Here is a 25811-nt window from a genome sequence, read left to right on the forward strand (position 1 = left end):
CTACCGAAGGGATACATCGCCCCATGCCTGACGACCACCCGGCCATGCCCTCTGACCGCCCGACCGAATCAGCCGAACGCCCCGTGCATCATGTCTTCTATGGCTCTAGCCCGGATCGGCCCGTTGCTTTCACGGTGCCGCCGGTGGAAGCGACGCCGGAGACGCCGTTGCCGGATGCCGGGCCGTTTCTGCGGGTCTGCGCCGGGGCGGAAGAACCGAGCACGGTGATGCTCCGGGGTGCGCGGGAGTTTGTGGGGATCTGGCGGCATGTCTATGAGCAGCGACCAAAGGACATGAGCAAGCTCAATGAACAGCTGAGCTTGTACACCTGGTTCATCGACCGTGAAGCGGGCGGACACACCAAAGACATTGTGTACCAGGATGATGCACCGCTCAGCCCGTCATCGTACGGGCAATGGGTTGCTTGGCTCGTTTGGAAGTATGTGTTGTATGCCTTCCGGCAGCACGACCCGAAGCACGGCGAGCGGGATGCAGCTGAACTGAGCTGGTACGTCCATTCATTCGATGAGTTGGTGACGGCAGTTCGAACCGGGCAGCTGCGACTGCCGGAGGAACAGGGGGATGAGGCGGACGGGGCGGAGTTTCCGCCCCGGCGGGTGTGGCCGGAGGGGTGGAGCGCCGCGACGGCCGCTGGAGGCAGTGGCGAGACGGCTCCTGGCAGCGGTGCCGGAGAAGGTTCGGCGGGTGGTGACCCGACCGGCACCGGCGACGGTGGGCCGGGTGGTCCGGCCACCGGCCGAAGCGACAACGGTTCGGGTGGTGACCCGAGCCAATGACGCTGCCAGAGCCGGTGCCCTGCCGACACTTTGTCTATGCCGAGGGCAAGCTGGCCGAGTTCCTGTGCCAGGCGTCCTTGATGGAGCTGACCCTGGAACGGGCGTGGGAACTGCGGTATCTCCACCGGGAGCACCGCCCTGACGAGTGCCTCGTGCACTTGGAGGCGGCCTGCTTCGTGCTGCGGCACGAAGAGGGAGGGGACAGCGTGGTTCCCGGCCACGGTGGTGTTCAGCTCGAACTTGCCGCGCGTCACGTCGCCGCGCCAGCCGGGCGCGCGCTCGCTCAGCATCCGGCACAGCTCAGCGGCCGCGTCCGGGCCGACGGCCGGGCTCTGCGCCGCGTCGGTGCGTTGCGGGGTGCCGCGGGTCGCACTGTGATTGCGGCGCACGGCATCAGGTCGGTCCGGCAGCACGAAGACGGGCAACCCCTAATTATATCCGGTGTTCCGGGTAGCGTATCGGGCTACGACACAACAGAATTCGTGGAATGGGGTCATCGCCGGAGTTGGGGCCCTCAGGCCCATTCCCGCACGCGCCGCTGGTCCACGAGCTGGACCGCCGCTGGCTGCACTACGCGTTCCGGTCCGCCGACGGAAACGTGTCCGTCATCGCGAACAAATCCTTTCTCGGCGCGTCGGGCATGCGGAGGGAACGGCCTCAGGAGATGGCGATCCTGCTGGTGCACGACGGCCGGGCGGGGTGGCAGTCCAGCCAGTTCAACGCCCCTGTCTCCGACAAGCCGTGGTCGTCGTTCCGTCATCCGGGTTCGCCGGGCCGACTGCGGATGCAGGGACAGGCACGGACACCGCTGGTGGACGTGAATCTCAGTCGCACGGGCCGGCCGTGCACGTCGCAGTGCGCACCGTGCGGCCCGGGCCAGCACCTCCGCTGGCAATCCGAGCCGGGCATCGTCGCGACCGGAACCGTGCACACCGCCCGCACGATGCGCTCGGAGGTCCGGATGCTCGGCTACCACGAACGGGTTCGCGGCAGATGGACGTGGCCGGACCTCGGCGGATGGGTGTTCGGATTCTGCAACGCACCCGTGGAAACCGGTGGGCCGCCGCCTTATTCGGTCGTCTTCACGCTTGTGCAGCCGAGCCGGCCGGATGATGCCGCCACCGGATCGGTGATGCTCTGGCGGCGCGGCAGGATGATCCGCCACTTTCCGCGGCGTCGCATCGAGGTCGCCGTCGCCGGCCTGCTTTCCCGCGACCGCGTGCACACCTGCCCGCCGCTCTCGGTAACGCTCGGAACACCGCCGACGGCGCCCGTGCCCAAGCATCTCGCGATCGCGGCGAGCCTGGGAGCCGACCACCTCCTGATCGCGATGGAGGCCGAGACCGCGGGCAGGATCGTCAATCCGTCCGAATCGAGCCTGCTCCCGTTCAGCGTCCACGAGGTGCTCGGCCCGTGCACGGTGTCGGGTGTCGTGAGTGGCGCCGAGTTCACGTTCACGGCCGGGGCGATCGTCGAATTCGCCGGCGGTGCCGATGGCGACTGACACCGCGGCGGAACCGATCACCGGATTCGACGTGCTGGCCGGCACGATCGACGAACTCTCCCGCCGCGCACCGGCCGTCATCGCCGCCGCCGCAGCGGAACTCGGCACCCTCCTGCTGCAACTGCACTTCGGCGACGACACACATGCCGTGCTGCGCGTTCGCCGCAGCCGGCTCGAGACGACGGCGGGCAGGTCCGCCGAGCCCGACGTCGAGGTGCACTTCGACCAGCGGGCAATGAATCTCGTCTTCGATCTGTCCTGCCGCCCCGCCGACGAGGTGATGCCGGCCAGCCTCGATGTCCGGGGCGAACGCGGTGACGTCCTGGCGGCGTGGCGGGCGCTGCGGGTGCTGTCTCAGCGGGCATCGGGTATTCGTGCGGTCCAGGAACTGTGGCGGCGCTACCGCGACCGATCGCCGCGCCTGTGGGGCGGCCACCCGGATCGGCCGGAGAACCGCTGGCCCCGTCCTCCGGCTTTCGCCCTACCGCGACAGTCGGGTTGGCGGGCCCTCGATTATCTCGATGCGCGATCGCCCGACGGCGCCACGGAATTGGCCCTCGGCACGATCAATCAGCGCCCACAATCGCTGTGGGACGGCACTATCGGCACGGGATGGTGGAAGACGTCGCCGGTGTGGGACGCCGATCTGTTCGAGACGATGCGCACCTGCCGCGACCGTGTCGGCGACGAGATCGCTCGGCTGATCCCCGCGCGGGATCCGAAGGCCGCCCTGTACGATCTCGTGCGCTCGTATCCGACCAGACAGGGGAAGGGGCTGCGGCCGACTTTGACGATCGCCGCCTGCGCCGCCTTCGGGGGACGTCCGGACGACGCGGTGCGCACCGCGGCCGCATTGGAACTGTTCCACAACGGATTCCTGGTGCACGACGACATCGCCGACGAGTCGACCCACCGGCGCGGCAAACCGACCCTGCACGAGAAGTACGGCATCGGGCTGGCGGTGAACGCGGGGGACGGACTGAATCTTCTCGCCATCGACGGAATCCTGTCCAACCTCGACACTCTGGGTCTCGCGCGCGCACTCGGCCTGATCCACGAGACCCTGCACATGTGCCGGGAAACCGTGGAAGGGCAAGCGATAGAACTGGATTGGATACGACGCAACGCGGTGCCCAGGACCGACCGCGCCTACTACCACATGAGCACCAAGAAAACCGGCTGGTACACCTGCATCTCGCCGTGCCGGCTCGGTGCGGTGTGCGCCGGTGAGACCGCTCCCGGCCGCCTTGACGCCCTGAACGAGGCGTTCCGATGGATCGGGATCGCCTTCCAGATCCAGGACGACGTGCTCAACCTCGTCGGTGAGCAGGAGCTGTACGGCAAGGAAGCGCTCGGTGACCTCCTCGAGGGTAAGCGCACCGTCATGCTGATCCACCTCATGCGTGTGGCGTCGGCGCGAGATCTGGTGTGGCTCAGGCGATCACTCGCGAGAAAGCGCACCGACAAGTCGCAGGACGAGGCCGAACGAATCCTCCTCGCCATGCGCCGGTACGGCTCGATCGACTACGCCCTCGATGTCGCCGACCGGCTGGCGCGCCGGGGAATCACCCGGTTCGAGAACGATCTCGGATTCCTCCCCGAGAGCGAGGGAAAGGGCGTACTCCGGCAGATCGCCAACTACGTCACGACGAGGCCCCTGTGAGCGGCACCCGGAGTGCCGGCGGGGACGAGCCGGACCGTCGCGGGGACGACGACCTGATCGCGCTGCTCGGCGAGAGCAACGACTGGCTGCGCGGCTTCCTGTGCACCCTCGCCCGGCGCGGGGCAGGATTTCGCCGGCGCCATCCCGCCCGCGCGGCGCGGCTGATCGACACCGTGTCCCGATGGCCGGTGGTCAAGGGGGGCCAGTTCCTTTTCGATCTGATGGAGTGGGAGGACTTCATGATCGACGGCTCCCCGCCGCCGATCACGTCCTCGGCCCTCACGGGCGCCTCGTGGGTCCGGATCGCCAAGCTGCTCAGGGACCGCAACGGACCCTGGATCCGCAGGCACGGTGGACCGCGGGGGTGTTCGTGAACGCCGCCGTCCCCGACGACTCGGACCTTCCGCCGATCGACCCGGGCCTGCATCTGTACACCGACGTGGTCATGGGCGTCATCGCCAGCGCCCGCCCGGCGCTGCGCACCCGGGGTCGCTCGGGCATCTCGTAACGTTGCCGGCATGAGCGAACGTGTGGTGGTCATCGGTGGGGATGCGGCCGGGATGGCCGCCGCGTCGCAGGCCCGGCGGTTGAAGAAGGCGGGCGAGCTCGAGATCGTGGTGTTCGAGCGCGGGCATTTCACCTCGTACTCGGCCTGCGGCATCCCGTACTGGGTGGGCGGCGATGTCGGCGACCGGGACGATCTGATCGCCCGCACGCCGGCCGAGCACCGCGAGCGCGGCATCGACCTGCGGCTGCGTACCGAGGCGCTGGAGATCGACGTTCCCGGCCGCCGCGTCCGGGCCCGTGACCTGGAGTCCGGCGACGAAACCTGGACCGGCTACGACAAGCTCGTGATCGCGACCGGCGCCGCCCCGATCCGCCCGCCGCTGCCCGGTATCGATGCCGCGGGCGTGCACGGCGTGCAGACCCTCGACGACGGGCAGGAACTCATCGACAGCCTCGACTCGGCGCGCGGCCGGGAGGCGGTGGTGGTCGGCGCGGGCTATATCGGCGTCGAAATGGCGGAGGCGCTGATCAACCGCGGCTTCCGGGTGACCATGATCAATCGTGGCTCCGAGCCCATGTCCACCCTCGATCCCGATATGGGCGTGCTGATCCGGAAAGCCATGCAGGGCATGGGAATCAGCGTCATCGGTGACACCGAGGTGACCGGCCTGCGCACCGACGGCGAGGGCCGGGTCCGCGCGGTCGGCACCGGCGCCGCCGAGTACCCGGCCGATATCGTCGTGCTCGGCCTCGGCGTCCACCCGGCCACCGATCTCGCGCGCGCCGCCGGTCTACCGCTGGGCGCCTACGGCGGTCTGCTCACCGATCGGGCCATGCGCGTGCGCGGCCACGAAAACATCTGGGCGGGAGGCGATTGCGTCGAGGTGCTCGATCTGATGTCGGGTGCCGAACGGCACATTCCGCTGGGCACCCACGCCAACAAGCACGGCCAGATCATCGGTTCCGGTGTCGGCGGCGACTACGCCACGTTCCCCGGTGTGGTCGGTACCGCGGTGAGCAAGGTCTGTGATCTGGAGGTCGCGCGAACGGGCCTGCGGGAGCGGGACGCTCGCGCCGCCGGATTGCAGTACGTCACCGTGGTCATCGAATCCACCAGCCGCGCCGGGTATTTCCCCGACGCGGCCCCGATGACGGTGAAGATGCTCGCCGAACGCCGGACCGGCCGGCTGCTCGGCGTGCAGATCGTCGGCCGCGAGGGGGCGGGCAAGCGCATCGATATCGCCGCCGTGGCTCTGACGGCCGGGATGACCGTGGAGCAGATGATCTCCCTGGATCTCGGCTACGCCCCGCCGTTCTCGCCGGTCTGGGACCCGGTGCTGGTCGCCGCCCGCAAGGCGCTGACGGCGGTCCGGCAGCACCCCTGACCCTCACACCGCGTCCTCTCACACAGCGTCGAAGTACTCGATCTTCGGCGCGGCGGCCAGCAGCGGAGCGAAGCGCTTCCCCGCGGCCCGGAAGTGGTCGGACTTGCCGTGCAGTTCGAGCGCGGCCTGATCGTCGTACAGCTCGAAGATCCGGTAGGAGTTCGGATCCTGCTTGGACCGCACGAGCCGATACTCCCGATTCCCCGGCTCGTTCCGCCGGATCTGCTCGACGAGTTCGGCCACCGCGGCCTCCAGCTCGGCCCCCTTGCCCGCCTGGACGGTCAACTCGGCGATAACGGCGATCATGCGTACTCCTTCCGTGGGCGGGCAGACCCCGTCGTCTCGCCCTCCCGCCCCACCCTATGTCGGCCGCGCCGGTAGGTCGACAGATCGGTCTCGAACTCGGCCTGTCGGGACGGTCGGACCACGGAGATTACTTCGCCTTACCGGCCTCCTCGCTGATGGACTTCTGGTAGATGTCGGCAAAGGTTCGGGAGTCCTTTATCAGGTCGTCGCAGAATGCCGCGACGTCGGTGCCGATGAGTTCCGTGACCCGGGTGCCGGCCGCGACTCCCTCGTCGAAGAAATCGAGAAGGTCCGAGAGCAGGGTGCCGTCGACCAGGCCGACCGGACCGACCTTGAAGAAGTACTTTTGAATCTCCTTGTAGACGATCTGGTAATCGGGCGGGAGTGCCTTGACGCGGGCCATGTGCGCCCGCCACTCTCGCTTACCTTCGATGATGTCGCGGATGCCCACGCTATGCTCCCAGCCGGCTCAGTTTCTTGGCCACGTTCCTGTTCAGCTGCTCACGCCACTTGTCGCGATAGCTCTTGGCTCCCTCTTCGCCCGCGATCGCCGCGCAGAAGCCCTTGATGTCGTCGCCCACCGCCTCGTGCACGCTCTGACCATCGGATGCCGTTTCCTCGAGCAGCCCCAGGGCGCCGTCGAGGATCGGCATCAGGTTGCGACCCGTGAAGTCCCCGAAGGGGAAGAGATGAGCCTTGATCTCTTCCCACGCCGCTCGATACTCGGCCGGAAGGGCCTCGGCCCGGGCCTCGAAGGCCTTGTATTCCCTGGTGAGATCGTTGCCTGTGATTTTCTCCCAGAAGTTCACTTCTTGCTTTCCTTCAGCTCATTGATGCGTGCCGAGACGTATTCCCATTTCACCCAGAACTCCGCGAGTTCTTTGCGTCCCGCGCTGTTGAGCGTGTAGAACTTGCGCGGCGGGCCGACCTCGGAAGGCCGCTTCGAAACATCGACCAGCCCGTTCTTCTCCAACCGCAGCAGGATGGCGTATACCGTCCCCTCGATGACATCGTCGAAACCGAGTTCGTTCAGCCGGCGCGTAATGGCGTAGCCATAGGTCTCCTCGCCGCCGATGATTTCGAGGACGCAGCCTTCGAGGGTGCCTTTCAGCATCTCCGTCAAGTTGTCCGTGGCAGCCTTCCTTCGATCGGAATCACTATTCGGTGGTACCGAGTACTACTAGACTGTATCACAGAGTAGTGGTCGAAACATCGCCACACTCGTCCCGGAGAGACCGCCCCGGAACGGCCGGGCGGACGAGCGGTTTCCGATCGGCACGACCTCGCCCCGGTTCAGCGAGTCGGTGTGCCTGGTGCCGCGCACGCCGCCAGGAAATCGTCGACGATGCGGAGGCAGTCGGTGCGGGTGGCGCAGCCCAGACCGCTGAGGCGGGTGAACACGATCGGGCCGAGGAGTTGCGGCAGTACGGAGTCGAGTTCGCGGTCGCCCAGGATCGTGCGGGCCTCGTCGCAGTCGAACAGGTCGTCGAACGGGCGGCGGTAGTTCTCGACGAGATGGTGGCGCAGCGAGCCGGTGCGCGTGGCGTCCTCAGCGGTCGCCAGCCAGGCGAGGGTGGTCAGATGCAGCGGAACCTCGTTGATCACGTCGGCCCACCGGCCGAGCAGTTCGATCAGCCGCTCGCGCAGGGTGCCCTCGGTCGGGGATTCGACCACCGCCGGAAGCATCTGCTCCAGCGTCGCGGTGCGCAGGTGCACGACATTGTCGAAATGCCGGTACAGCGTCGTGCGGGCGACATTGGACAGCCGGGTGACCGCGTCTATCGTGATCGCTTCCAGCCCACCGGATTGCAGGAGTTCGGTGGCCGCGTCGAGCAGCCGGGCGCGGGAGCGCACCTTCCGTGGATCGAGATCGTGGGACCCGGCGCTGGTCGTGGTCATGGACGAAGAATTCCTCCTCGGGATGCCTGCTGCGACGGGGCTCACAGTGCGAGTCGGCCTACTTATGATACTCCTAGTAGCGTAGCGATACTTTTGGTTTCGTTTCTAGGGAGGTTTGGTGAGCACGACAGCGACGGCGTGGTCCACCCGGCTGCGATGGGTGGTGCTGGTTGCCTGCTCGGCCGTCGCGCTCGTCATCGCGTCCATGGCCGCGCTCTACACGGCACTGCCGGAGATCGCCTCCGAAACCGGTGCCACGCAAGCGCAGCTGACCTGGGTCGTGGACGGTTACACGCTCGCCCTCGCCTGCCTGGTGCTGCCCGCCGGTGCGCTCGGCGATCGGTTCGGGCGGCGGCTGATCCTCGTCGTCGGGCTCGTCGTGTTCGCGGTCTCGTCGGCCGTTCCGCTGTTCATGGGCGGCCCGATGTGGCTGATCGGCGCGCGCACCGCGGGTGGCGTCGGGGCCGCGCTCGTCATGCCGTCCACGCTGTCGATCCTCACCTCGAGCCTGCCGCGGGAGCGGCGCAACGTCGCCATCGGAATCTGGGCGGGGACCGTCGGTGTCGGTGCCGTGCTGGGGATTCTGGGTTCCGGTGTGCTGATGGAATTCTGGTCGTGGGCGTCGATCTCCGTGGCGATGGCGATCTCCGGTGTCGTCCTGGCGGTCGCCGGATGCACGATTCCCGAATCGCTGGATGCGGCGCGTCCGGCCTTCGACCCGTGGGGCGCGGTCTCCGGGGCGGCCGCCGTCGGACTGGTCGTGGTGGCGGCTCTCGAAGCGCCGCAACGCGGTTGGACGGATCCCGTGGTGCTCGCGGCCGCGATCGCGGGGGTGGCGGCCGGGGTGGCCTTCGCGCTGATCGAGTTGCGGGCGGAGCATCCGCTGTTGGACGTGCGATTGTTCGCGCTGCGCGGATTCGGTACGGGGACGGCGTCGGTCGCGATCCAGTTCCTCGTGTCGTTCGGCCTGTTCATGCTGATCGTGCAGTTCTTCCAGCTGATTCTCGGATACCGGCCGCTGATGTCGGCGCTGGCCATGGCGCCGATGATCGCTCCGATGGTGATCCTGTCGGTGATCGCGCCGTGGCTCGCCGAGCGGTACGGGCTGCGGCTGCCGACCGCGGCCGGATTGGCGACCGTCGGTGTGGCGCTGCTGCTGTTGTCGCGGCTGTCGACCGACAGCACCTTCACCGACATCCTGTGGCCGCTGCTGATCATGAGTGTGGGCCTGGGGCTTTCGGCCGCGCCCGCGACGGCCGCGATCGTCGACGGCGCGCCCGAGGGCAAGGACGGCGTCGCGGCGGCCGTGAACGACGCGGCCCGCGAGGTGGGCGCCGCCATCGGCATCGCCCTGTCCGGCAGCATCCTCGCCGCCGGCTACAGCGAGCGCATCGACGAGGTGCTGCCGATGGTCCCCGAACAGATCCGCGGCCCGGTCTCCGGATCCCTCGCGGGTGCGCTGGAGGTCACCGAACACATTGGGCCCCAGGCGAAACCGCTGGCCGAAGTGGCAGAGGGCGCATTCATGCACGGACTGCACAACGCGTGCCTCCTGCTCGGCTCCGCGGTGCTGGTGCTCGCGGTCGTGCTGGGCCTGTGGGCACCGGGCCGCCGGGTGAACGGCCCGGTGGAGGCGGCCCCGGCCGATGACGCCCACGAACCGGACCGGACAGCGCTCGGAACCGGTTCGCGGACAGCGCCGTAGGACCGCCCGGCTCGGCATGGCGGGCCTCCGGCCGGATCGCCGCCGTCGGTCGAACGCGTGCTCACTGTCGAGACCGGCCCGGCCGCCTGCGCCGGGACCTGCGGCGCGGCGACAGACGGAACCAGTGTGCGTCGGCGTGCCGACCCTGCTGCCCGGCTTCGGGTGCCCAGCCGGGGTGTCGCGGAATTCGTCTCGGCCTCCGGGACGCCGAGCAGGTCGGCCCCTCGTGCGGGTGTGCGCGGGCGGGTCCATGGTCACCGTGTGCTCGAACGCCTCGGTACTGTGACTTCGCATGACCGACACCGAGATCACCGCAGAGCTGGTCCGCGACCTGCTGCGGGAGCAACATCCGGACCTTGCCGGGCTGGCGATCCGCGAGGTGGCGGGTGGCTGGGGCAACCAGATGTGGCGTCTCGGGGACGAGTTGGTCGTGCGCATGCAGCGCATGGACCTGACCCCGGAACTCCAGTTCAAGGAGCGGCGGTGGCTGCCCGTGCTGGCTCCGCGCCTGCCGCTGCCGGTGCCGACCCCGGTGCGGTGCGGTGAACCGTCCGAACTCTTCCCCAAGCACTGGACCGTGATGACGTGGGTTCCCGGCGAGCCGCTGGACCACGGTTCGATCAGCCGAGGCGCGCACGCGGCCGATACGCTGGCGGGCTTCCTCCGGGCGCTCCATGTGGAGGCGCCCGCCGAGGCGCCGAGCGCCACGGACCGCGGCGCCCATCCGAGCGACTGCACGGACGGCTTCGAGGACTTCTTCCGGGCCGTTGCCCTCGACGACATCGCCACCGACGTCCGGTCCGTCTGGGACGACGCCGTCGCGGCCGGCGCGTGGGAGGGCCCGCCGGTGTGGGTGCACGGCGACCTGCATCCGGCGAACGTCGTCGTCTCGGACGGAACGCTCTCGGGCATCGTCGATTTCGGTGACATGTTCGCCGGCGATCCGGCGTGGGACCTCGCCGCCGCATGGGTGCTGCTCCCCGCGGGCACGGCCGCAGGGTTCTTCGACAGCTACGCGCACGCGGACGAGTCGGCGATCCGGCGCGCTCGCGGGCTGGCCGCCCTGAAGAGTCTGTTCCTGATTCTCATGGGGCAGAACGGAGATCGGGGCCTTCCCGGCGGCAAGCCGCACTGGGGGCCTGCGGGCCGGGCGGCACTCGATCGTGTTCTGCGGGGTCTTTGACGCGGGTCGCCGCCGGCCGGCCCACCGTCGATGGGCACACGCCCGGCATCCAGCAGTCGATACGGCTCGATGTGCTCACCGGCACTGGGCGAGTACGCCTTGCTGCCGGTCTCGGACGCGGTAGTGGCTCCGAGACGACGCGGTGGAAACGTTATTCTCTCAAATGGGTAATGGGTATCTACACTGGGTGGGGTGTCGTCGTCAGTTGCCGAATCGTGCCCGACCGTTCCCGCGTTGCTGCGGCGCTGCGTCGCCGAGTTCGGGGGCGAGCGCTATGTGGTGACCCCGGATGGTGAGCTGACCTACGCGGCCGCCGAACGGCGTTCCGCCGAGATCGCGCGGCGGTTGCTGTATGCGCGGGTGGGGAAGGGGAGCCGGGTCGGGCTGTTCTTCACCAGTGGCAGCGAGTGGGTCGTCTGGTGGCTGGCCCTCTGCCGTATCGGCGCGGTGGCCGTTCCGCTGAGCACGATGTATGCGCCGGGGGAGATCCGGAAGGTGTTGCGGCTGGCCGATATCGAGCTGTTGGTCGCGGCGGATGCGGTGCTCGGGACCGAGACCGGCGCGATTCTCGAGGCCGCGCTTCCCGATCTCGCTCGGGCGTCGGCCGGGGGCTTGCAGCTGCCGGAGGCGCCGTATCTGCGTGAGATCGTCCTGACCGGAGAGGCCGCGCGCGGGTGGGCGAGCCGGTGGAGCAGTGACCTGACCGCCGTGTCGCCGGAGGTGCTGGCGTCTGTCGAAGACGAGGTGTCGCCGGCCGATCCGGCGATCATGATCCACACCTCGGGGTCGACGGCCGACCCGAAAGGCGTCGTGCACACGCACGGCACGCTCGTCCGGCAGACGAGCACCTGGCCCGCCGCCATCCGCCACGCCACGGGAGTCGACGGAATACCGCGGGTACTGTGCGCGATGCCGCTGTTCTGGGTCGGCGGCATGCTCGCCGTGACGGGTGCGCTGCACGAACCGGCCACGCTGTTGCTGTTGCCGCGCCTGGATCCAGGCCCCGGGCTGGACCTGATGGAACGGGAGAAAGCCACCGGCGTGATCGGATGGCCGGCCTTCACCCAACGCCTCCGCGAGCACCCGACCTTCGCCGATCGGGACCTGTCGAGCGCACCCCTGCTGCGGGACGGACCACTGGATCTCGCGATGGTCGGCGTGCCCGGGCAGTACCCGGTGCACCGCAGCCTGACCGAAACCGCGGGCAGCTTCGCGCACACCGACATCCGGATCGCCGCCCCGGACGGCAGCGATGTTCCGGACGAGACCGTCGGCGAACTGCTCATCCGCGGAATCGGCGTGATGGCCGGATACAACAAGCGCGAACGCTCGACGGTCTTCGACGCCGACGGCTGGTTCCACACCGGCGACCTCGTCTACCGGATCCCCCGCGACCCCCGCCTGTTCTATGTAGGCCGCACCAGCGAGCTGATCAAGCCGGCGGGCGCGAACGTGTCCCCGCGCGAGGTCGAAGCGGTGATCGAATCCTTCGACGAGGTCCTGCAATGCGTGGTGGTCGGCCTCGACCACCCGACCCGCGGCGAGGAGGTCTGCGCCGTGGTGATCCCCGCCGGCTCGGACCTCGACCTCGAATCCCTCACCGCCCGAACCCGTTCCGAACTCTCGGCCTACAAGGTCCCCACCCGCTGGGTGGTCACCACCAGCGCCCGCCTCCCGATCCTCCCCTCCGGCAAACTGGACCGCCGCCACCTGCGAACCCTCATCGCCGACGGCACCCTGAAGTAGGGACGGCCGACAAGAGCAAACCCTCGTACTGCTGCGCGAATCTGGGAGGCAGCTCAACCTGCCAGACGTTGCGTCGCCAGCTTGCGCAGGTCGCTGGATTTGATCTTGGCGCTGCCGGTGAGGGCGATGTCCTCCTCGCCGAAGAACAGGACCTGGCGGGGGACCTTGTAGCTGGCGAGGCGTTCGCGCAGGAAGGCGCGAATCTCCTCGGCGTCCAAAGTCTTTCCGGCATGCGGGACGACGCAGGCGACCACGACCTCGCCCAGGGTGTCGTGGGGTACGCCGACCGTGCGGGCCACCTTGACGCCCGGATACCGGATCAGTTCCTCGTCCACCTCGCGTGGGGACACATTGGCGCCACCGGTCTTGATGATGTCGGTGAGGCGGCCCTCCCAGAACAGGCGGTCGTCGGCGTCGAGGTAGCCGCCGTCGCCGGTGTGGAAGTAGCCGTCCGGGTCCAGGGTCTCGTCCAGGGGCGTGCCGACGTAGCCGAGCATGAGAGTCGGTCCCTTGACGCAGATTTCGCCGCGTTCGCCGCGGGCGAGCAGGTCGCCGGTGAGCGGGTCGACGATCTCGACCGTATTGCCCGGCAGCGGCAGACCGCTGCTTCCGGCGATCACGTCTTCCGGGGTGTTGGCCTTGTAACACGTTGTGATGGTGAAGGTTTCGGTGTTGCCGTAGGCGTGGCCCGGTTCGGTGTAGGCGATCGAGGTGCGCGGGTGGCGCGCGGCGGGCGTCGACACGTCCACGAACCGCAGGCTGCTCAGATCCGTTGCCGCCCAGTTGGATGCGCCCTCCAGCTGGGCCCACTGGTGCGGCCAGGCGACGGGAAAGTTCACCCGCTCGGCCTCCATCAGGCGCAGCGCCTCGGCGGCGTCGAAGGTGGACTGCAATACCAGCGAGCCGCCGGCGGCCAGCGTCGCGCCCAGTGCCATGCCGAAATTCCCGGACCAGAAGAAGCCGTTGGCGGTCCAGCAGCGCACGTCGTCGTCCGGGCCGAAGTCGTACATGCGGCGGAACCGCCACATCTGGATGGCGACGCCCCGATGGGCGCTGCGGATCCCCTTGGGCTTGCTGGTGGAGCCGGAGGAGAAGAAGATGACCGCGGTGTCGCTGGGGCGCACCGAGGCGGCGGCCGCATCGATCAGCTCCTGCGGTTCGCCGTCGCCGCGGGCCAGGAAATCCGCCCAGCTCTCGATGGCACCGGCCGCGGGCGCACCGACCACCGAAAGATGCCGCAGGAAGGGATATTTCGCGGATCGCACGGCTCCGGGCTCCGACTCGCCGATCAGCGGCTCCAGTTCGGTGAGCACGGCCGCGAAATCCTTACCGGCAACGGCACGTTCGAACAGCAGCACCGACACCCCGGAGATGTCGAGCAGATGATCCAGCTCCGCGGGAGTCGAGAAGGTGCTCAGCGTGACCGCGACCCCGCCGGCCAGCGCGGCGCCGAAGACGCCCGCGAGCCACTCGGGCCGGTTCGTCATCAGCACGCCCACCCGGCTGTCCTTGCCGACACCGCAGGCGCGCAGCGCACGGGCCACGGCGTTGGCCCGCTCCCACAACTCGGTGTAGGTCCAGCGGGTGTCGCCGAAGACGAGCGCCTCGCGGCCGCCGTAACGCTCGGTCACCTCGCGCAGGAAACCGGGCAGGGTGAGCGGCCCGAGCGCCGGTTCCTCGGCGAGCGGCGGGCCGGACGCGATCGCCCGCGCGATTCCGGTATCGGTGGTGTCGTTGGCCCCGCTGGTCACGGTCCGCTCCGTCCCTGTCCGCCGCGTCAGTACGGCAACTCGACTTCGGCGGTGCAGCTCACCAGCACACCGCCGTCCTGATTGGTGAGCCGCAGCTTCACCTGCACCAGCGGCACACCCCACGCCGAATCCGCGTCCTTGCCGACGATCTCGGCGTCGAAATAGGTCACGTCGCCCTCGAACGCGGGACCGCGGAAGTCGGCCTTGGTGTGGCGCACCATGCCGTCGAGGCCCGCCCAGTAGGCGAGATAGTCGGTGCACCAGGCGCCCATCGTGGCGCCGTACCCGTAGGCGCGCGCCATGCCGACCTCGCCGGCCTTGTCGGCGTCGATGTGCCCGCGCGAGGGGCCGACGTAGAGGCCGTCGCGCTTGCGCGGATCGATCCGGGCGCCCTCCTCGTCGAACCCGAAACCCTCTGTCCAGCCCGGATCCTGGTAGATCCACGGATCCTCGATGCCCGCGGGCGCGGTCCAGTGGAAGGTGCCCCAGATGTTGAACAGGAAGGCGCGGTACTCGGTGGTGAAGCTCGCGAGGGTGTGCGGCCCGATCACCCGGCGCGGCAGCTTGTCGCCGACCTTGACCTCGTCGAAATGCGGTGAGACACCGGCACGATTGGACAGCAGCCACTCGTGCCGCAGCTGGTCCACCGCGGCCAGTTCCTCCGCGGTCCAGCTCTTCACCGCGCCCAGCTGGTTCTCGTACATGCCGCGCTTGGTGGCCTCGGCGGCCAGATAGCGGATGGCCGTGGAGCGTTCGCGGGCCACCAGCGCGCCGTGCTGATTGCGGTGGGTGGTGTCGCCGCGCGAAAACATCGTCGGCCCGGCGAACTTCGTGTCCGTGACCTTGTAGTCGTGGAACCGCCGCTCCTGGAACAGCTGGTCGCCGGGGCGGACCGGGCAGCCGTAGAACCACCATTCCTCACCGCCGAAGATCAGGTGGCTCTCCGGGATGTGGCCCACGCAGGCAGGCTGGGCACCGTGCCCGTAATCCAGTGCGACGGCAATGGATTGGGGTGCGACGAGCCCGCCGTAGCGCGATTCGCGGGCGAACTCCTGATCCCAGTGCAGCGGGTTGGGATAGTCCATCGCCATCACCCAGCGGCGGATGTCCGAGGTGCTGCACGGATCCCACAGCTGGCCGCCGCCGACCGGTTTGCCGACCCGGTGGTCGACATCGCTCAGGTCGAGTTCGACGGTGGATTCGGTCTTGTCGGTCATGAATACTCCTGATCACCGATTCACGTCGACGACGTAGCGCCCGCGGACGGTGCCGTCGATGAGCTTGTCCGCCGTCGGGATCGCCTCCGCCAGAGTGACTTCCCGGGCGATCGAGTCCAGCGCGGCCGGGTCGAGATCGCGGGCGAGCCGGCCCCAGGCGTCCAGGCGGCGCTGCTTGTCGGCCTTCACGCTGTCGACGCCCAGCAGCGTGACGCCGCGCAGGATGAAGGGTGCGACGGTACCGGGGAAGTCCATGCCCTGGGCGAGCCCGCAGGCCGCCACCGCACCGTTGTACCGGGTCTGCGCGCAGACGTTGGCGAGGGTGTGGCTGCCGACGGTGTCGATCGCGCCGGCCCAGCGCTCCTTCTGCAAGGGCTTGCCGCGCTCACCGAGTTCCGCGCGGTCCACCACGGTGCCCGCGCCGAGCTGCTGGAGATAGGCCGTCTCCGAGGACTTTCCGGTGGCGGCGGCGACCGTGAACCCGGCCTTGGTGAGCAGCGCGATGGCAATGCTGCCGACGCCGCCGGTCGCACCCGTCACCAGGATCTCGCCCTGATCGGGCCGGATGCCGTGGCGCAGCAGGGCATCGACGCACAGGCTCGCGGTGTAACCGGCGGTGCCGATCGACATCGCCTGGCGGGCGGTGAACTCCGGGGGGAGCGGTACGAGCCAGTCGCCGTTCAGCCGGGCGCGCTGGGCCAGACCGCCCCAGTGTCCCTCGCCGACGCCCCAGCCGTTGAGGACCACCTGATCGCCCGTGGACCAGTCCGGGTGGGTGCTGTCGGTGACGACCCCGGCGAGGTCGATGCCGGGCACCATCGGGAACGACCGGGCGATCGGCGAGCTCCCCGTGATGGCCAGGGCGTCTTTGTAGTTGAGGGTGGAGTAGGCGACGTCGACGGTGACGTCGCCCTCGGGGAGGTTCGCCTCGTCCACGTTCGTCAGCGTGACCTGCTGGCCCGCCTCGTTCTTGTCGATGAGCAATGCCGCAAACATTCGCCGGCGAGTCCTTTCTTCGCCCGTGGACGACGACGCTGTGCACGCTGTGCACTACATGTGTCGATCATGAGAATATAATTCTCCACTGTGGCGAATGGTATTTCCATTGGTGTGGGGTGTCAACCGGCGGTCGCCGGAAGTGCTGGTCAGCGCGCGGTCCAGCCACCGTCGACGACGATGGTCTGACCGGTCACGTAGCGGGCCGCGTCTCCGGCGAGCCAGACGATCGCGCCGGCGATGTCCTCGGCCTTCGCCTCGGTGGGGAGCGGAGTGTTGCGGCGCAGATATCTGGCACCGCGTTCGTCGTCGTAGAGGCTGTCGGTGATCTCGCTGCGAAAGAAGCCGGGCGCCACCGTGTTCACCCGGATCGAGTGCCGCGCCCACTGCACGGCCAGTTCGGTCGTCAGGCCGGAGATGCCGGATTTGCTTGCCGCATAGGAAGCCTGGGGAATGCCGGGGATGCCGACCCGGCCGCTGATCGAGGAGACGTTGACGATCGAGCCCCGCCCGACGTCCCGCATATGCGGAAAGACCGCCTGGCACAGGCGGAACGGAGCCACCAGGTTGAGCGCCAGGGTCCGCTCGATCGCGTCCGGGGTTTCGGACTCCGCCGGATCCTCGCCGAAGCGGTTCCCGGCGGCGTTGATCAGGATTTCCGGCGGCCCCAGCGCATCGGTCACCGAGGGAACCACCGCGTCGACCCCCTCGCCCAGATCGCAGGCCACCGGGTGGCCGTCGATCCGGGCGGCGAGTTCGGCCAGCCGGTCCGCGCGCCGGGCCACCACCGCGACCCGGGCGCCGAGCGCGGCGAGCGATTCCGCGACCACCTCGCCGAGCCCGGACGACGCGCCGGTGACGATCGCTACCCGGCCGTCGAGGCCGAAGAGGTGGGCGAGACGGTCCAGCGGCGTGCTCACGGCTGCCTCCCGGCCGGGGGTGCGACGAGTTCGGCGAGGCGGGTTCGTTCGATCTTGCCCATGGCGTTCATCGGCAGGGCGTCCACCCGGGTCCAGATCTCGGGCACCTTGTAGCCCGCCAGTTCGCGGCGGCACAGTGCGGCGAGTTCCTCGAAATCGACTGCGGAGCCGACGCTCTCGATGATCGCGGCGACCTTCTGCCCGAGCCGTTCGTCCGGCACCGCGCAGACCGCGGCCTTGGCGACGTCCGGGTGCGCGCCGAGGACGCGCTCCACCTCGAGCGGATAGACGTTGGCGCCGCCGCGGATGATCACCATCTTCTTGCGGTCCAGCACCGAGAGATTGCCCTCGGCGTCGACGGTGCCGATATCGCCGGTCGGGATCGGGGCGGGCGGGGCCGGGCGGACGCGGCCGCCCTCCCAGTAGCCGAGCAGCGGCGTCCAGAGCCCGGCCCACGGGCCGGTGCGAGTGCCCGCGAGCCGCAGTTCGCCAGGCTCTCCGGGGGGCAGCCGGTGGCCGTCGTCGTCGTAGGCGGCGACGTCGTACTGCGGCAGCAGCCGGCCGCTGCCGCCGGAGAGCCAGTCGCGGCCGGGCGGGTCGATCGAGACCACGGTCGGCGCCTCGGTCAGCCCGTAGGTGGCGCGGGGGACCGGTCCGTGCGCCTCGGCGAAGGCGGTGCGGACCGAGTCGGGGGTGTCGCTGGCGCCGCTCCAGACCTCCCGCAGCGATCCGAGATCCAGATGCGGCTGTCGCGCCAGATCGTAGAGCTGGGCGGGTGCGCCGTTCCAGACCGTGACCCGGTGCGCGGCAATCCATTCCGCGACGCCGTCGACGTCGCGGCGATCCATGACCACCGCGCAGCCGCCCGCCTGGGCGGTGAGCAGGGTCGACAGCACCAGCATATTGAGCACGGTGAACGGGAAGCTGTCGCCCTTGCGCAGGTCCGGGCCCCAGCCGCGGGTGGCGACCAGGGCGGCGCCGGGCAGCATCAGGTTGCGCTGGCTGTGCACCACCGCCTTGGGCTGCCCGGATGTGCCGCTGGTGAAGGCGATTCCGGCCGGGGCGTCGATGTCGTGGTCGACGTGCGGTGCCTGCGAGCCGGCGCCCAGCAGCGACGCCCAGCGTTCGGGATCGACGGTCGCCGGGGATTCCACCCGGCAGCGCGCGCCGGCGAGTACGACCGCCGGATCGATGAGGTCGGCGAGGTGCCGCTGTTCGCTCCCGGACAACGCCTCGCCGATACCCGCCCACACCGCGCCGATGCGCTGCGCACCGTGGAAGGCGGCCACGATGTCGAGATCGTTGGGCAGGCAGGCCGCCACCCGGTCGCCGGGCCGCGCGCCCAGCGACCACAGCGCACCGGCCGCACGCTCGGCCTGTTCGTCGAGTTCGGCGTAACTCCAAGCGCCCGAGGCGGCTTCGACGGCCGGGGCGTCGGGACGCGCGGCGAGGGCGGCGTCCAGCACCCGGGCGATCGGCCGCGGGGGACCCGGCGGGCCTCCGCCGTCGCCTTCCCGTGGGCCGTCGCCGTTGACACCGCGTGGGCCGCCGCCATTGACACTGTCCACGCAGTCCTTGATATCACTATCCTTACAAAGATTCATCAGATAGACCGGAAAGCGCCGAGAGCGAGACCGATGTCCCCGGTGCCGGTGCGGTCGCGAACAAGGACGTGGCGATGGAATATGCAGGTCCGCTGTCCGGTATCCGTGTCATCGACCTGACGGCGATGGTCATGGGTCCGTACTGCACACAGATCATGGCCGATATGGGCGCGGAGGTCATCAAGATCGAGCCGCCCGCCGGGGACAACACCCGCTACATCTCGGTGGGTCCGGAGCGGGGGATGGCCGGTGTCTTCGTCAACGTGAACCGCGGCAAACGCAGTGTGGTGCTCGATCTGCGGAGCGCGGAAGGTGAAGCGGCACTGCGTGATCTGATCGCCGGGAGCGACGTGTTCATCCACTCGATGCGCGCCGCGGCGGTCGAGCGGCTGGGCTTCGGGTACGACGCGGTGGCCGCCGTGAACCCGGCGATCGTCTACACCAACTGTTACGGCTACGGCAGGCGCGGTCGCGATGCCGGTCGCACCGCCTACGACGACACCATCCAGGCGGAGTGCGGATTGCCGGACGTCCAGCGGCAACTCACCGGGAGTACCGGCTATGTCGGCACCATCATGGCCGACAAGATCGCCGGGCTGACCGCGCTGTACGCGACGACGATGGCGCTGTTCCATCGCGAACGCACGGGGGAGGGGCAGGAGGTCGAGGTCGCCATGTTCGAGACCATGGCCGCGTTCATGCTCGTGGAACACGCGAACGGGGCGATGTTCGACCCGCCGCTGGGCAGTGCGGCCTACCCGCGCGCCGTGGCGCCCAACCGCAAGCCCTACCGCACCGCCGACGGCCACATCTCCGCGCTGGTCTACAACGACAAGCAGTGGGCGGCGTTCGTGGAGGCGGTGCAACCGCCCTGGGCCGGACCGGAATTCGCGACCCTGGAACAGCGGGCGGCGCGGATCGACACGATCTACGCCCGGCTCGGCGAGACCTTCGCCGAGCGGACCACCGACGAGTGGCTGGAACTCCTGCGCGCCCTGGATATTCCGGCCGCCCGCGTCAACTCGCTGGACGACCTGTTCGAGAATCCGCATCTGCTCGACTCCGGATTCTTCGAGACCGTCGACAGCCCGAATGGCCCGGTGCGGTTTCCGGGGCCGCCGGCATGGTTCTCGCGCACGCCCGGGCGGGTCGCGGGACCGGCGCCGCGGCTGGGCGCCGATACCGCGCAGGTGGTGTCCGAGCTGCGGTCCGCCGAGACGAACGGCCGGGCGCGATGACCCCCGACGAGCTGGACCTGCGGGAGATCCTGCGGCCGGGTGACCGGATCGTGGTCGGGCAGGCCTGCGGTGAGCCGCAGACGTTGGTCGAGGCGCTGATCGCGCAGGGCGGGGAGATCGGCGGGCTGTCGGCGTTCATCGCCACGAGCTTCTCCGGGCTGTTCACCCCGGCGGCCACCGAGTCGTTCGCGCTGTCCAGCATGGGGGCGATCGGGGCGCTGCGGGCGGTGGCGAAGGAGCACCGGCTGGCCGTCGTGCCGTGCCATGTCGGCCGGGTGGGTCCGTTGATCGAGGCCGGAATCCTCGGCTGCGACGTGGCTTTCGTTCAGGTGAGCCCCGCCGACGAGCGCGGGGAGCACAGCCTCGGACTGATCAGCGACTACGTGCGGGCGGCCGTCGCGGCGGCTCGCGTGGTGGTCGCGGAGGTCAACGATCAGGTTCCGCACACGTTCGGGGAGCGGCTGTCCGCGTCCGAGATCGACTACGCCGTCACGGTTTCCCGGACACCGGTGCGGGTGCCGCCCGCGCGGATCGGTCCGGTGGACGAGGCCATCGCCGCACATGCCGCCGCCTATATCGACGACGGCGCGGTGCTACAGACCGGTGTGGGCGCGGTGCCCGACGCCATACTGCGGCTGCTGCGCGACCGCACCGATCTCGGGGTGCACTCCGGGATGATCGGCGACGGCCTGGTCGACCTGGTGGAGGCGGGCGCTGTCACCAACGCGCGCAAGAAGATCGACCGCGGTGTCTCGATCACCGGTGCCCTCATCGGCACCGAGCGGCTGTACCGGTTCGCCGACCGCAATCCGGCCCTGCGGATGTGCACGACCGGCTACACGCACGACGCCGGTGTGCTGGCGCAGGTGGAGCGGCTGGTCACGGTGAACTCCGCGATGGAGGTCGATCTGACCGGTCAGGTGAACGCCGAGCAGAGCGGCGCGGCCTATGTCGGCGGCACCGGTGGTCAGGTGGATTTCGTTCGGGCCGGGGCGCGTTCGCCGGGCGGGCACGCGATCATCGCGCTCCCCGCGACCGCCAAGGGCGGCACGATCAGCCGCATCACCCCGGCACTGTCCGGGCCGGTGACAACGGCCCGCAGCGACGTCGACGTGATCGTCACCGAATTCGGCGCGGCGGAACTCGCCGGACAATCCCTCGCCGAGCGCACCCGCAGGCTGATCGCCGTGGCGCACCCCGACTTTCGCGAAGAGCTCGAGCGAGAAGCGTACGTGATCCAGCAGAGAGGTTTCTGATGTCCGACGCCCCAGCATCGCCCGGCAATTCCGCATCCCGCGATGTTTCCGCCCAGGCCCCCTCCGAGGCAGTACTTTTCGAGGCGCGCCCGGACGGCATCGCGGTGATCACCCTGAACCGCCCGGAGCGGCGCAACTGCCTGGCGGCGGACGTGCGCGCCGGGCTGTTCGAGGCGTGGGACCGGTTCGAGCGCGATCCCGCACTGCGCGTGGCGATCCTGACCGGGGCGGGCCCGAAGGCATTCTGCGCGGGCGGCGACCTCGAGGAGATGGTGGCGACCGGAATGGGAGTGCCACCGCGCGAGATGTTCCCGCTGCCCTACGACACCCTCGAACTGTCCAAGCCCACCATCGCGGCCGTCAACGGCGCCGCCTTCGCCGGCGGCTGGATGATCGCCCAGGCCTGCGACCTGTGCGTCGCCAGCACCACCGCCACCTTCGCGATCACGGAGGTGAAGGTGGGCCGCAGCTCCCCGTGGGCCGCACCGCTGATCCACATGATCCCGCAGCGCATCATGATGGAACTGCTGCTGACCGGCAAGCCGATCAACGCCCGCCGCGCCTACGAGATCGGCTTGGTGAACCGGCTGGCGGAACCGGGCGAATTGCTGGATACCGCAGTGGAGTTGGCCGCCGAGGTGCTGGCAGGCGCCCCACTATCGGTGCGCGCGGCCCGCGATACGGTCATGCTCGCGACGGAGATGGGGCGTTCCGCGGCCTTGCAGGCGGCGCGGCACGCGTCGGTCGAGTGCTACACCAGCGAGGATGCGCAGGAAGGACCGAAAGCCTTTGCGGAGAAGCGTAGACCGCGGTGGAAGGGCCGGTGACGCGGATGTGCCCGGTCCGCTGGATCCGGCCCGATCCGTCGGTGCCGGGGCATGATTTGTCGGTGTGGTGTTGCCGAAGTTGTGATAGGAGGCTGGATTTCGGCCCTGGTCCGGCGAGCCCGGTGCAAGAATTATCGCGTGGGTGGCACCCCCGTGAACACTGTCGTCGACATACGGTCGACGCCCGAGCTTGGGCCCAAGCAGGCGCTCGAGCAGTGGGAGGATGTGGTCTCCGGATCCGTTATTCCGATGGCGGTCGGTAATCCGCAGTTGGATCGGTTCCACGGCCGGATCAGGCTTGCTACCTACGACACCGTAGGCATCGTATCGATCGAAGCCACACCACACCGGGAATACCGGGCGCGGCGACACACCGGCCAGCCGGACGATCCGGTTCTGACGGTGTGCTTTCAGACAGTCGGCCGGTCCCGGATGGACATATCCGGTCGAGTCGGCGCGATCGAGTCGAGCGGGATGTACATCTACGATAGCACTGACACAATAGACGCATGCTATGAGAGTGCGTGGGGAGTGACCCTGGCGCTGGCGCCGATGTCCAGCATTGTGGAGCGGACCGGGTTGCCGATCGGTCGGCTACCCATCAATGCTCGGCTGCCCACCGTCAACGGCGCGGTCGGTGTGATCGAGCGGTTCTTCCGGGGGCTGCTGGCGGTGCAGCAGACCGACCCGGCGGCCGCGGCGGTGCTGGGCGCGCACGCTACCGACCTGATCGCCTCGGCGGTCCTGCTGACGTCCGGTACCCGGCTCACGGGGCTGCCGGCGGAGGCGCTGGCCCGGCAGCAGGTGCTGGCGTTCGTCCGGAATCATTACACCGAACCGGATCTCACGATGGACCGGATCGCGCAGGCGTGCGCGGTGTCGCGGCGCACTCTGTATCGGTTGTTCGAGGATGTCGAGGGTGGTGTCGGTGCGATTGTGCGGCGGCGCCGTATCGGTACTGCGCAGGCTTGGCTTCGCGCGGACCGTGTTCGGTCGCTCGAGTCGGTCGCCGCGGGGTGCGGTTTCGCTTCGGATCGGCACTTCTATCGGGTCTTCAAGCAGCAGACGGGTATGACGCCCGGCGAGTACCGGGTGCTGCAGCACACGGCACCGTTACCGGATGCGTAACCCATTTCGTCGGTGTAGCGGCACGATTCGGCAGTGTGGTGGATCGTGTCGGCTGTGACAGTGAGAGGCACCCCGAGTTAGCCCACCGGTGGCGGATGTGCCGCTGGTGGGCACGATCGTAGATCGGTGGTGGCGATTCTACGGAATGCGAAGGGCCTGAAAGGGTATGGCATGACCTCCAGCTTGTCCGTGTCTCATCTGCTGCCGCCCGACGAAGCCCTGCGGCGGCTGGGCACCGTCCGATTCGGTCGGATCGTCTACTCCCGTTACGCGCTGTTCACGGTGCACCCGGTTGATCATGTCGTGCACGACGGCGTGATCATCGTGCACGCCGACCCGGCGGTTCTCGTCATCAGCGGTGAGCGTCAAGCCGTCGCCTACGAGGCCGACACCATCGATCACGACACCCGGGCCGGCTGGCACGTCACCGTCGAAGGCGTCGCCGAGGAGGTCACCGACGTCGGTCACTACCGCGAGGTCTGGGGCCGCGCCGCGGAGGAGGACGGTCGGTTCCTCCAGATCCATCCCGAGGTCGTCACCGGCGCCGAATACCGCGGTGCGGCAACGGCCTGACCGCCGGAGTGGTCTGCCCGGACCCGATCGCACCAGGGCCGAAAGTCGTCTTCCGATGGGTATCCGACCGTGGCCCTAACGGGTAGGGTGCCAGCCGAAACGGCTTCGCTACCTCACCCGGCGGGATCGAGGGTGGCACCAAGGCCGGAGCGTACTCCAGCGCAAGGCGGATCGGTGATGCCCGAAGATTACCGTCGAATCGGCGAGAGCAAATCCGGCCGCCCCAACCCGGGTGTACCGAGGCGACCCGTCGGCGGGTGGTCGGTGCACGAGGTCGACGATTTCGTCGATTCCTGCGACCGGTTGGTTCGGCATCTGTTCGATGCCGGTCTGCGCCTGCACATTTTCCGCACCCGCACCACGGATACGTCGCCCGATGTCGCCGGCGAGCTGGACAACGTGCTGGACGATCTGGACACCCTCATCCGTGATTCCGGTATGGCCATGCTCGCGCTGACGAGGGTGCGCCGGGACGATGGCGGCGGCCGGTGACCGCCCCGATCGCCGGCACCGTCGAGGCCACAGGATCATTGCTCGTCCCGTAGCAGGCGCAAAAGTGCGTGGTTCGCCCAGCCTCCCCGGGGGCTGGCGGAACCACCCCGACGACGCGTGGGTGCCGCCGTCGGGATGCAGTGTGGAGCCGGTGAGGCAGGCCGAGAGCCGGCACCCGGCGCCGAGACCCAGGCAGGAATGACGCCCGGCGAGTATCGCGCGCTGTGCCACTCGGACATGTGACACACCTCGTCGGCACCGTGACACGATCCGGCAGTGTGGTGAGTGGTGGCGGCCGGGATAGTGAATAGCTATCCCGGTCGGGTCGCCTGTGGTACCCGCCGCACTACGGTGTGTGCGGATCGGCGGTCGATGGTGGTGGCATCCAGGAACGTAAGGTCCAGAAGGGGGCCGTTGCCATGACATCCCGCCTGTCCGTATCTCATCTGTTGCCGCCCGACGAAGCCCTGCGGCGGCTGGCGACCGTCCGGTTCGGGCGCCTCGTCTACTCCCGGCGTGCCCTGTTGGCGGTGCATCCGGTGGACCACCTCGTCGACGACGGTGTGATCGTCGTGCACACCGACCCGGCGACGCTCACTCTCACCGGTCACCGCCAAGTCGTTGCCTACGAAGCGGATTCCATCGATAACGACACCCGCGTGGGCTGGCACGTCACCGTCGAGGGAGTCGTCGAAGAGGTCGGCGAGCCGGATCGGCTCCGGTGGTATCAAGAGGTCTGGCACCCTGCCGCCGTCGCCGGCCGGCTTCTGCGGATCCATCCCGAGATCGTCACGGGTGCCGAATATCGCGGTCCGGCAACGATAATGACGGGATGACCGCCCGAGCACCGCGACCGCCCGGGCCCGTCTGTCTCCGACGGACCTTCGGAGGACGCTCGTCTCGATGCTCGCCGAGGAGGTAGTGTGCCACCCCGATGGTGGCTCCGCTGCTTCTGTCGCTGAGCGGGAGTATTGATCGAATAGGGTGACGGGGCCGAGAGATGTTCCGACGCATGGCGGTCGGTGATGCCCGAATACAAGCAGACATCAGGCTACGGTGAATCCGGCCGTCCCGGCCGGGGTGCGAGGAGACGGCCGCTCGGGGGATGGTCGGC

Annotated in this window: 26 protein-coding genes; 16 read left to right on the forward strand and 10 right to left on the reverse strand. The window is 68.9% G+C overall.

Going from position 1 to position 25811, the window contains the following annotated elements; genetic code table 11:
• Positions 1-23 precede the first annotated feature (23 nt).
• The 6 genes from D892_RS0128580 to D892_RS0128605 all read left to right on the forward strand — a co-directional run bounded on the left by D892_RS0128580 (position 24) and on the right by D892_RS0128605 (position 5856).
• Positions 24-797: a hypothetical protein gene (locus D892_RS0128580; protein ID WP_156959727.1), complete on the forward strand. Its 774-nt coding sequence runs from the start codon at positions 24-26 to the stop codon at positions 795-797.
• 487 nt (positions 798-1284) lie between these two features.
• Entirely contained in the window at positions 1285-2301 is a 1017-nt protein-coding gene (locus D892_RS0128585; RefSeq protein ID WP_024804520.1) for a hypothetical protein, read from the forward strand.
• Positions 2291-3964 (forward strand): polyprenyl synthetase family protein, encoded by a 1674-nt coding sequence (locus D892_RS0128590; protein WP_024804521.1) that lies wholly within the window; start codon positions 2291-2293, stop codon positions 3962-3964. Before D892_RS0128585 ends, D892_RS0128590 begins: the two co-directional genes overlap by 11 nt.
• Positions 3961-4338, forward strand: a complete 378-nt coding sequence (locus tag D892_RS42320; RefSeq protein WP_024804522.1) for a hypothetical protein — start codon at positions 3961-3963, stop codon at positions 4336-4338. The genes D892_RS0128590 and D892_RS42320 overlap by 4 nt, the downstream gene beginning before the upstream one ends.
• Positions 4335-4472, forward strand: coding sequence for a hypothetical protein (locus tag D892_RS47095; RefSeq protein ID WP_156959728.1), 138 nt, complete (start codon positions 4335-4337; stop codon positions 4470-4472). The genes D892_RS42320 and D892_RS47095 overlap by 4 nt, the downstream gene beginning before the upstream one ends.
• A 10-nt stretch (positions 4473-4482) precedes the next feature.
• Positions 4483-5856, forward strand: a complete 1374-nt coding sequence (locus D892_RS0128605) for an FAD-dependent oxidoreductase (RefSeq protein ID WP_024804523.1) — start codon at positions 4483-4485, stop codon at positions 5854-5856.
• An 18-nt stretch (positions 5857-5874) separates the two neighbouring features.
• Here D892_RS0128605 and D892_RS0128610 read toward each other — a convergent pair whose 3' ends face one another.
• The 5 genes from D892_RS0128610 to D892_RS0128630 all read right to left on the reverse strand — a co-directional run bounded on the left by D892_RS0128610 (position 5875) and on the right by D892_RS0128630 (position 8061).
• Positions 5875-6162 carry a putative quinol monooxygenase gene (locus tag D892_RS0128610; RefSeq protein ID WP_024804524.1) on the reverse strand — a complete coding sequence of 96 codons (288 nt, stop codon included), beginning with the start codon at positions 6160-6162 and terminating at the stop codon, positions 5875-5877.
• Positions 6163-6289: 127 nt separating this feature from the next.
• Positions 6290-6613: a DUF1048 domain-containing protein gene (locus D892_RS0128615; protein ID WP_024804525.1), complete on the reverse strand. Its 324-nt coding sequence runs from the start codon at positions 6611-6613 to the stop codon at positions 6290-6292.
• 1 nt (position 6614) lies between these two features.
• A complete protein-coding gene (locus D892_RS0128620; RefSeq protein WP_024804526.1) occupies positions 6615-6971 on the reverse strand; it encodes a DUF1048 domain-containing protein in 357 nt (118 codons plus the stop codon).
• Positions 6968-7276 (reverse strand): PadR family transcriptional regulator, encoded by a 309-nt coding sequence (locus D892_RS0128625; protein WP_036567548.1) that lies wholly within the window; start codon positions 7274-7276, stop codon positions 6968-6970. The genes D892_RS0128620 and D892_RS0128625 overlap by 4 nt, the downstream gene beginning before the upstream one ends.
• Before the next feature lie 179 nt (positions 7277-7455).
• Positions 7456-8061 (reverse strand): TetR/AcrR family transcriptional regulator, encoded by a 606-nt coding sequence (locus tag D892_RS0128630; RefSeq protein WP_024804528.1) that lies wholly within the window; start codon positions 8059-8061, stop codon positions 7456-7458.
• A 118-nt stretch (positions 8062-8179) separates the two neighbouring features.
• On the opposite strand from D892_RS0128630, the gene D892_RS0128635 reads away from it, so the two are divergent.
• The 3 genes from D892_RS0128635 (at position 8180) to D892_RS0128645 (ending at position 12695) form a co-directional block, all read left to right on the forward strand.
• Entirely contained in the window at positions 8180-9766 is a 1587-nt protein-coding gene (locus D892_RS0128635; protein WP_024804529.1) for an MFS transporter, read from the forward strand.
• A gap of 292 nt (positions 9767-10058) precedes the next feature.
• Positions 10059-10949, forward strand: coding sequence for an aminoglycoside phosphotransferase family protein (locus tag D892_RS0128640; protein ID WP_024804530.1), 891 nt, complete (start codon positions 10059-10061; stop codon positions 10947-10949).
• Positions 10950-11141: 192 nt separating this feature from the next.
• Positions 11142-12695: a class I adenylate-forming enzyme family protein gene (locus D892_RS0128645; RefSeq protein WP_024804531.1), complete on the forward strand. Its 1554-nt coding sequence runs from the start codon at positions 11142-11144 to the stop codon at positions 12693-12695.
• Positions 12696-12748: 53 nt separating this feature from the next.
• Here the strand turns inward: D892_RS0128645 and D892_RS42325 are convergent, their stop codons facing one another.
• From D892_RS42325 to D892_RS0128670, 5 genes are all read right to left on the reverse strand, one after another.
• A complete protein-coding gene (locus tag D892_RS42325) occupies positions 12749-14446 on the reverse strand; it encodes a class I adenylate-forming enzyme family protein (RefSeq protein ID WP_232236193.1) in 1698 nt (565 codons plus the stop codon).
• 26 nt (positions 14447-14472) lie between these two features.
• Complete coding sequence (locus tag D892_RS0128655) at positions 14473-15663, reverse strand: MaoC family dehydratase N-terminal domain-containing protein (protein WP_024804532.1); 1191 nt, start codon at positions 15661-15663, stop codon at positions 14473-14475.
• Between the two features lie 12 nt (positions 15664-15675).
• Positions 15676-16659, reverse strand: a complete 984-nt coding sequence (locus tag D892_RS0128660; RefSeq protein ID WP_024804533.1) for an MDR family oxidoreductase — start codon at positions 16657-16659, stop codon at positions 15676-15678.
• 149 nt (positions 16660-16808) lie between these two features.
• On the reverse strand, positions 16809-17579 hold the full coding sequence (locus tag D892_RS0128665) for an SDR family NAD(P)-dependent oxidoreductase (RefSeq protein ID WP_024804534.1): 771 nt from the start codon (positions 17577-17579) through the stop codon (positions 16809-16811).
• A complete protein-coding gene (locus D892_RS0128670) occupies positions 17576-19147 on the reverse strand; it encodes a class I adenylate-forming enzyme family protein (protein ID WP_232236194.1) in 1572 nt (523 codons plus the stop codon). The genes D892_RS0128665 and D892_RS0128670 overlap by 4 nt, the downstream gene beginning before the upstream one ends.
• Before the next feature lie 110 nt (positions 19148-19257).
• On the opposite strand from D892_RS0128670, the gene D892_RS0128675 reads away from it, so the two are divergent.
• From D892_RS0128675 to D892_RS0128705, 7 genes are all read left to right on the forward strand, one after another.
• The gene (locus D892_RS0128675) at positions 19258-20421 is read left to right on the forward strand and encodes a CaiB/BaiF CoA-transferase family protein (RefSeq protein WP_024804536.1); all 1164 of its coding nucleotides are present in this window, start codon (positions 19258-19260) and stop codon (positions 20419-20421) included.
• Positions 20418-21677, forward strand: a complete 1260-nt coding sequence (locus D892_RS0128680; protein WP_036567549.1) for an acetyl-CoA hydrolase/transferase family protein — start codon at positions 20418-20420, stop codon at positions 21675-21677. Before D892_RS0128675 ends, D892_RS0128680 begins: the two co-directional genes overlap by 4 nt.
• Positions 21677-22504, forward strand: coding sequence for an enoyl-CoA hydratase/isomerase family protein (locus tag D892_RS0128685; protein WP_024804538.1), 828 nt, complete (start codon positions 21677-21679; stop codon positions 22502-22504). Before D892_RS0128680 ends, D892_RS0128685 begins: the two co-directional genes overlap by 1 nt.
• A 51-nt stretch (positions 22505-22555) precedes the next feature.
• Positions 22556-23632 (forward strand): AraC family transcriptional regulator, encoded by a 1077-nt coding sequence (locus D892_RS44035; RefSeq protein ID WP_084161272.1) that lies wholly within the window; start codon positions 22556-22558, stop codon positions 23630-23632.
• A gap of 171 nt (positions 23633-23803) precedes the next feature.
• The gene (locus D892_RS0128695; RefSeq protein ID WP_024804540.1) at positions 23804-24205 is read left to right on the forward strand and encodes a pyridoxamine 5'-phosphate oxidase family protein; all 402 of its coding nucleotides are present in this window, start codon (positions 23804-23806) and stop codon (positions 24203-24205) included.
• Positions 24206-24382: 177 nt separating this feature from the next.
• A complete protein-coding gene (locus tag D892_RS0128700; protein ID WP_024804541.1) occupies positions 24383-24697 on the forward strand; it encodes a hypothetical protein in 315 nt (104 codons plus the stop codon).
• Between the two features lie 419 nt (positions 24698-25116).
• A complete protein-coding gene (locus D892_RS0128705) occupies positions 25117-25533 on the forward strand; it encodes a pyridoxamine 5'-phosphate oxidase family protein (RefSeq protein ID WP_024804542.1) in 417 nt (138 codons plus the stop codon).
• Positions 25534-25811: the final 278 nt, after the last annotated feature.

Origin of the sequence: Nocardia sp. BMG51109 (genome assembly GCF_000526215.1) — a bacterium.
Taxonomy (GTDB): domain Bacteria; phylum Actinomycetota; class Actinomycetes; order Mycobacteriales; family Mycobacteriaceae; genus Nocardia.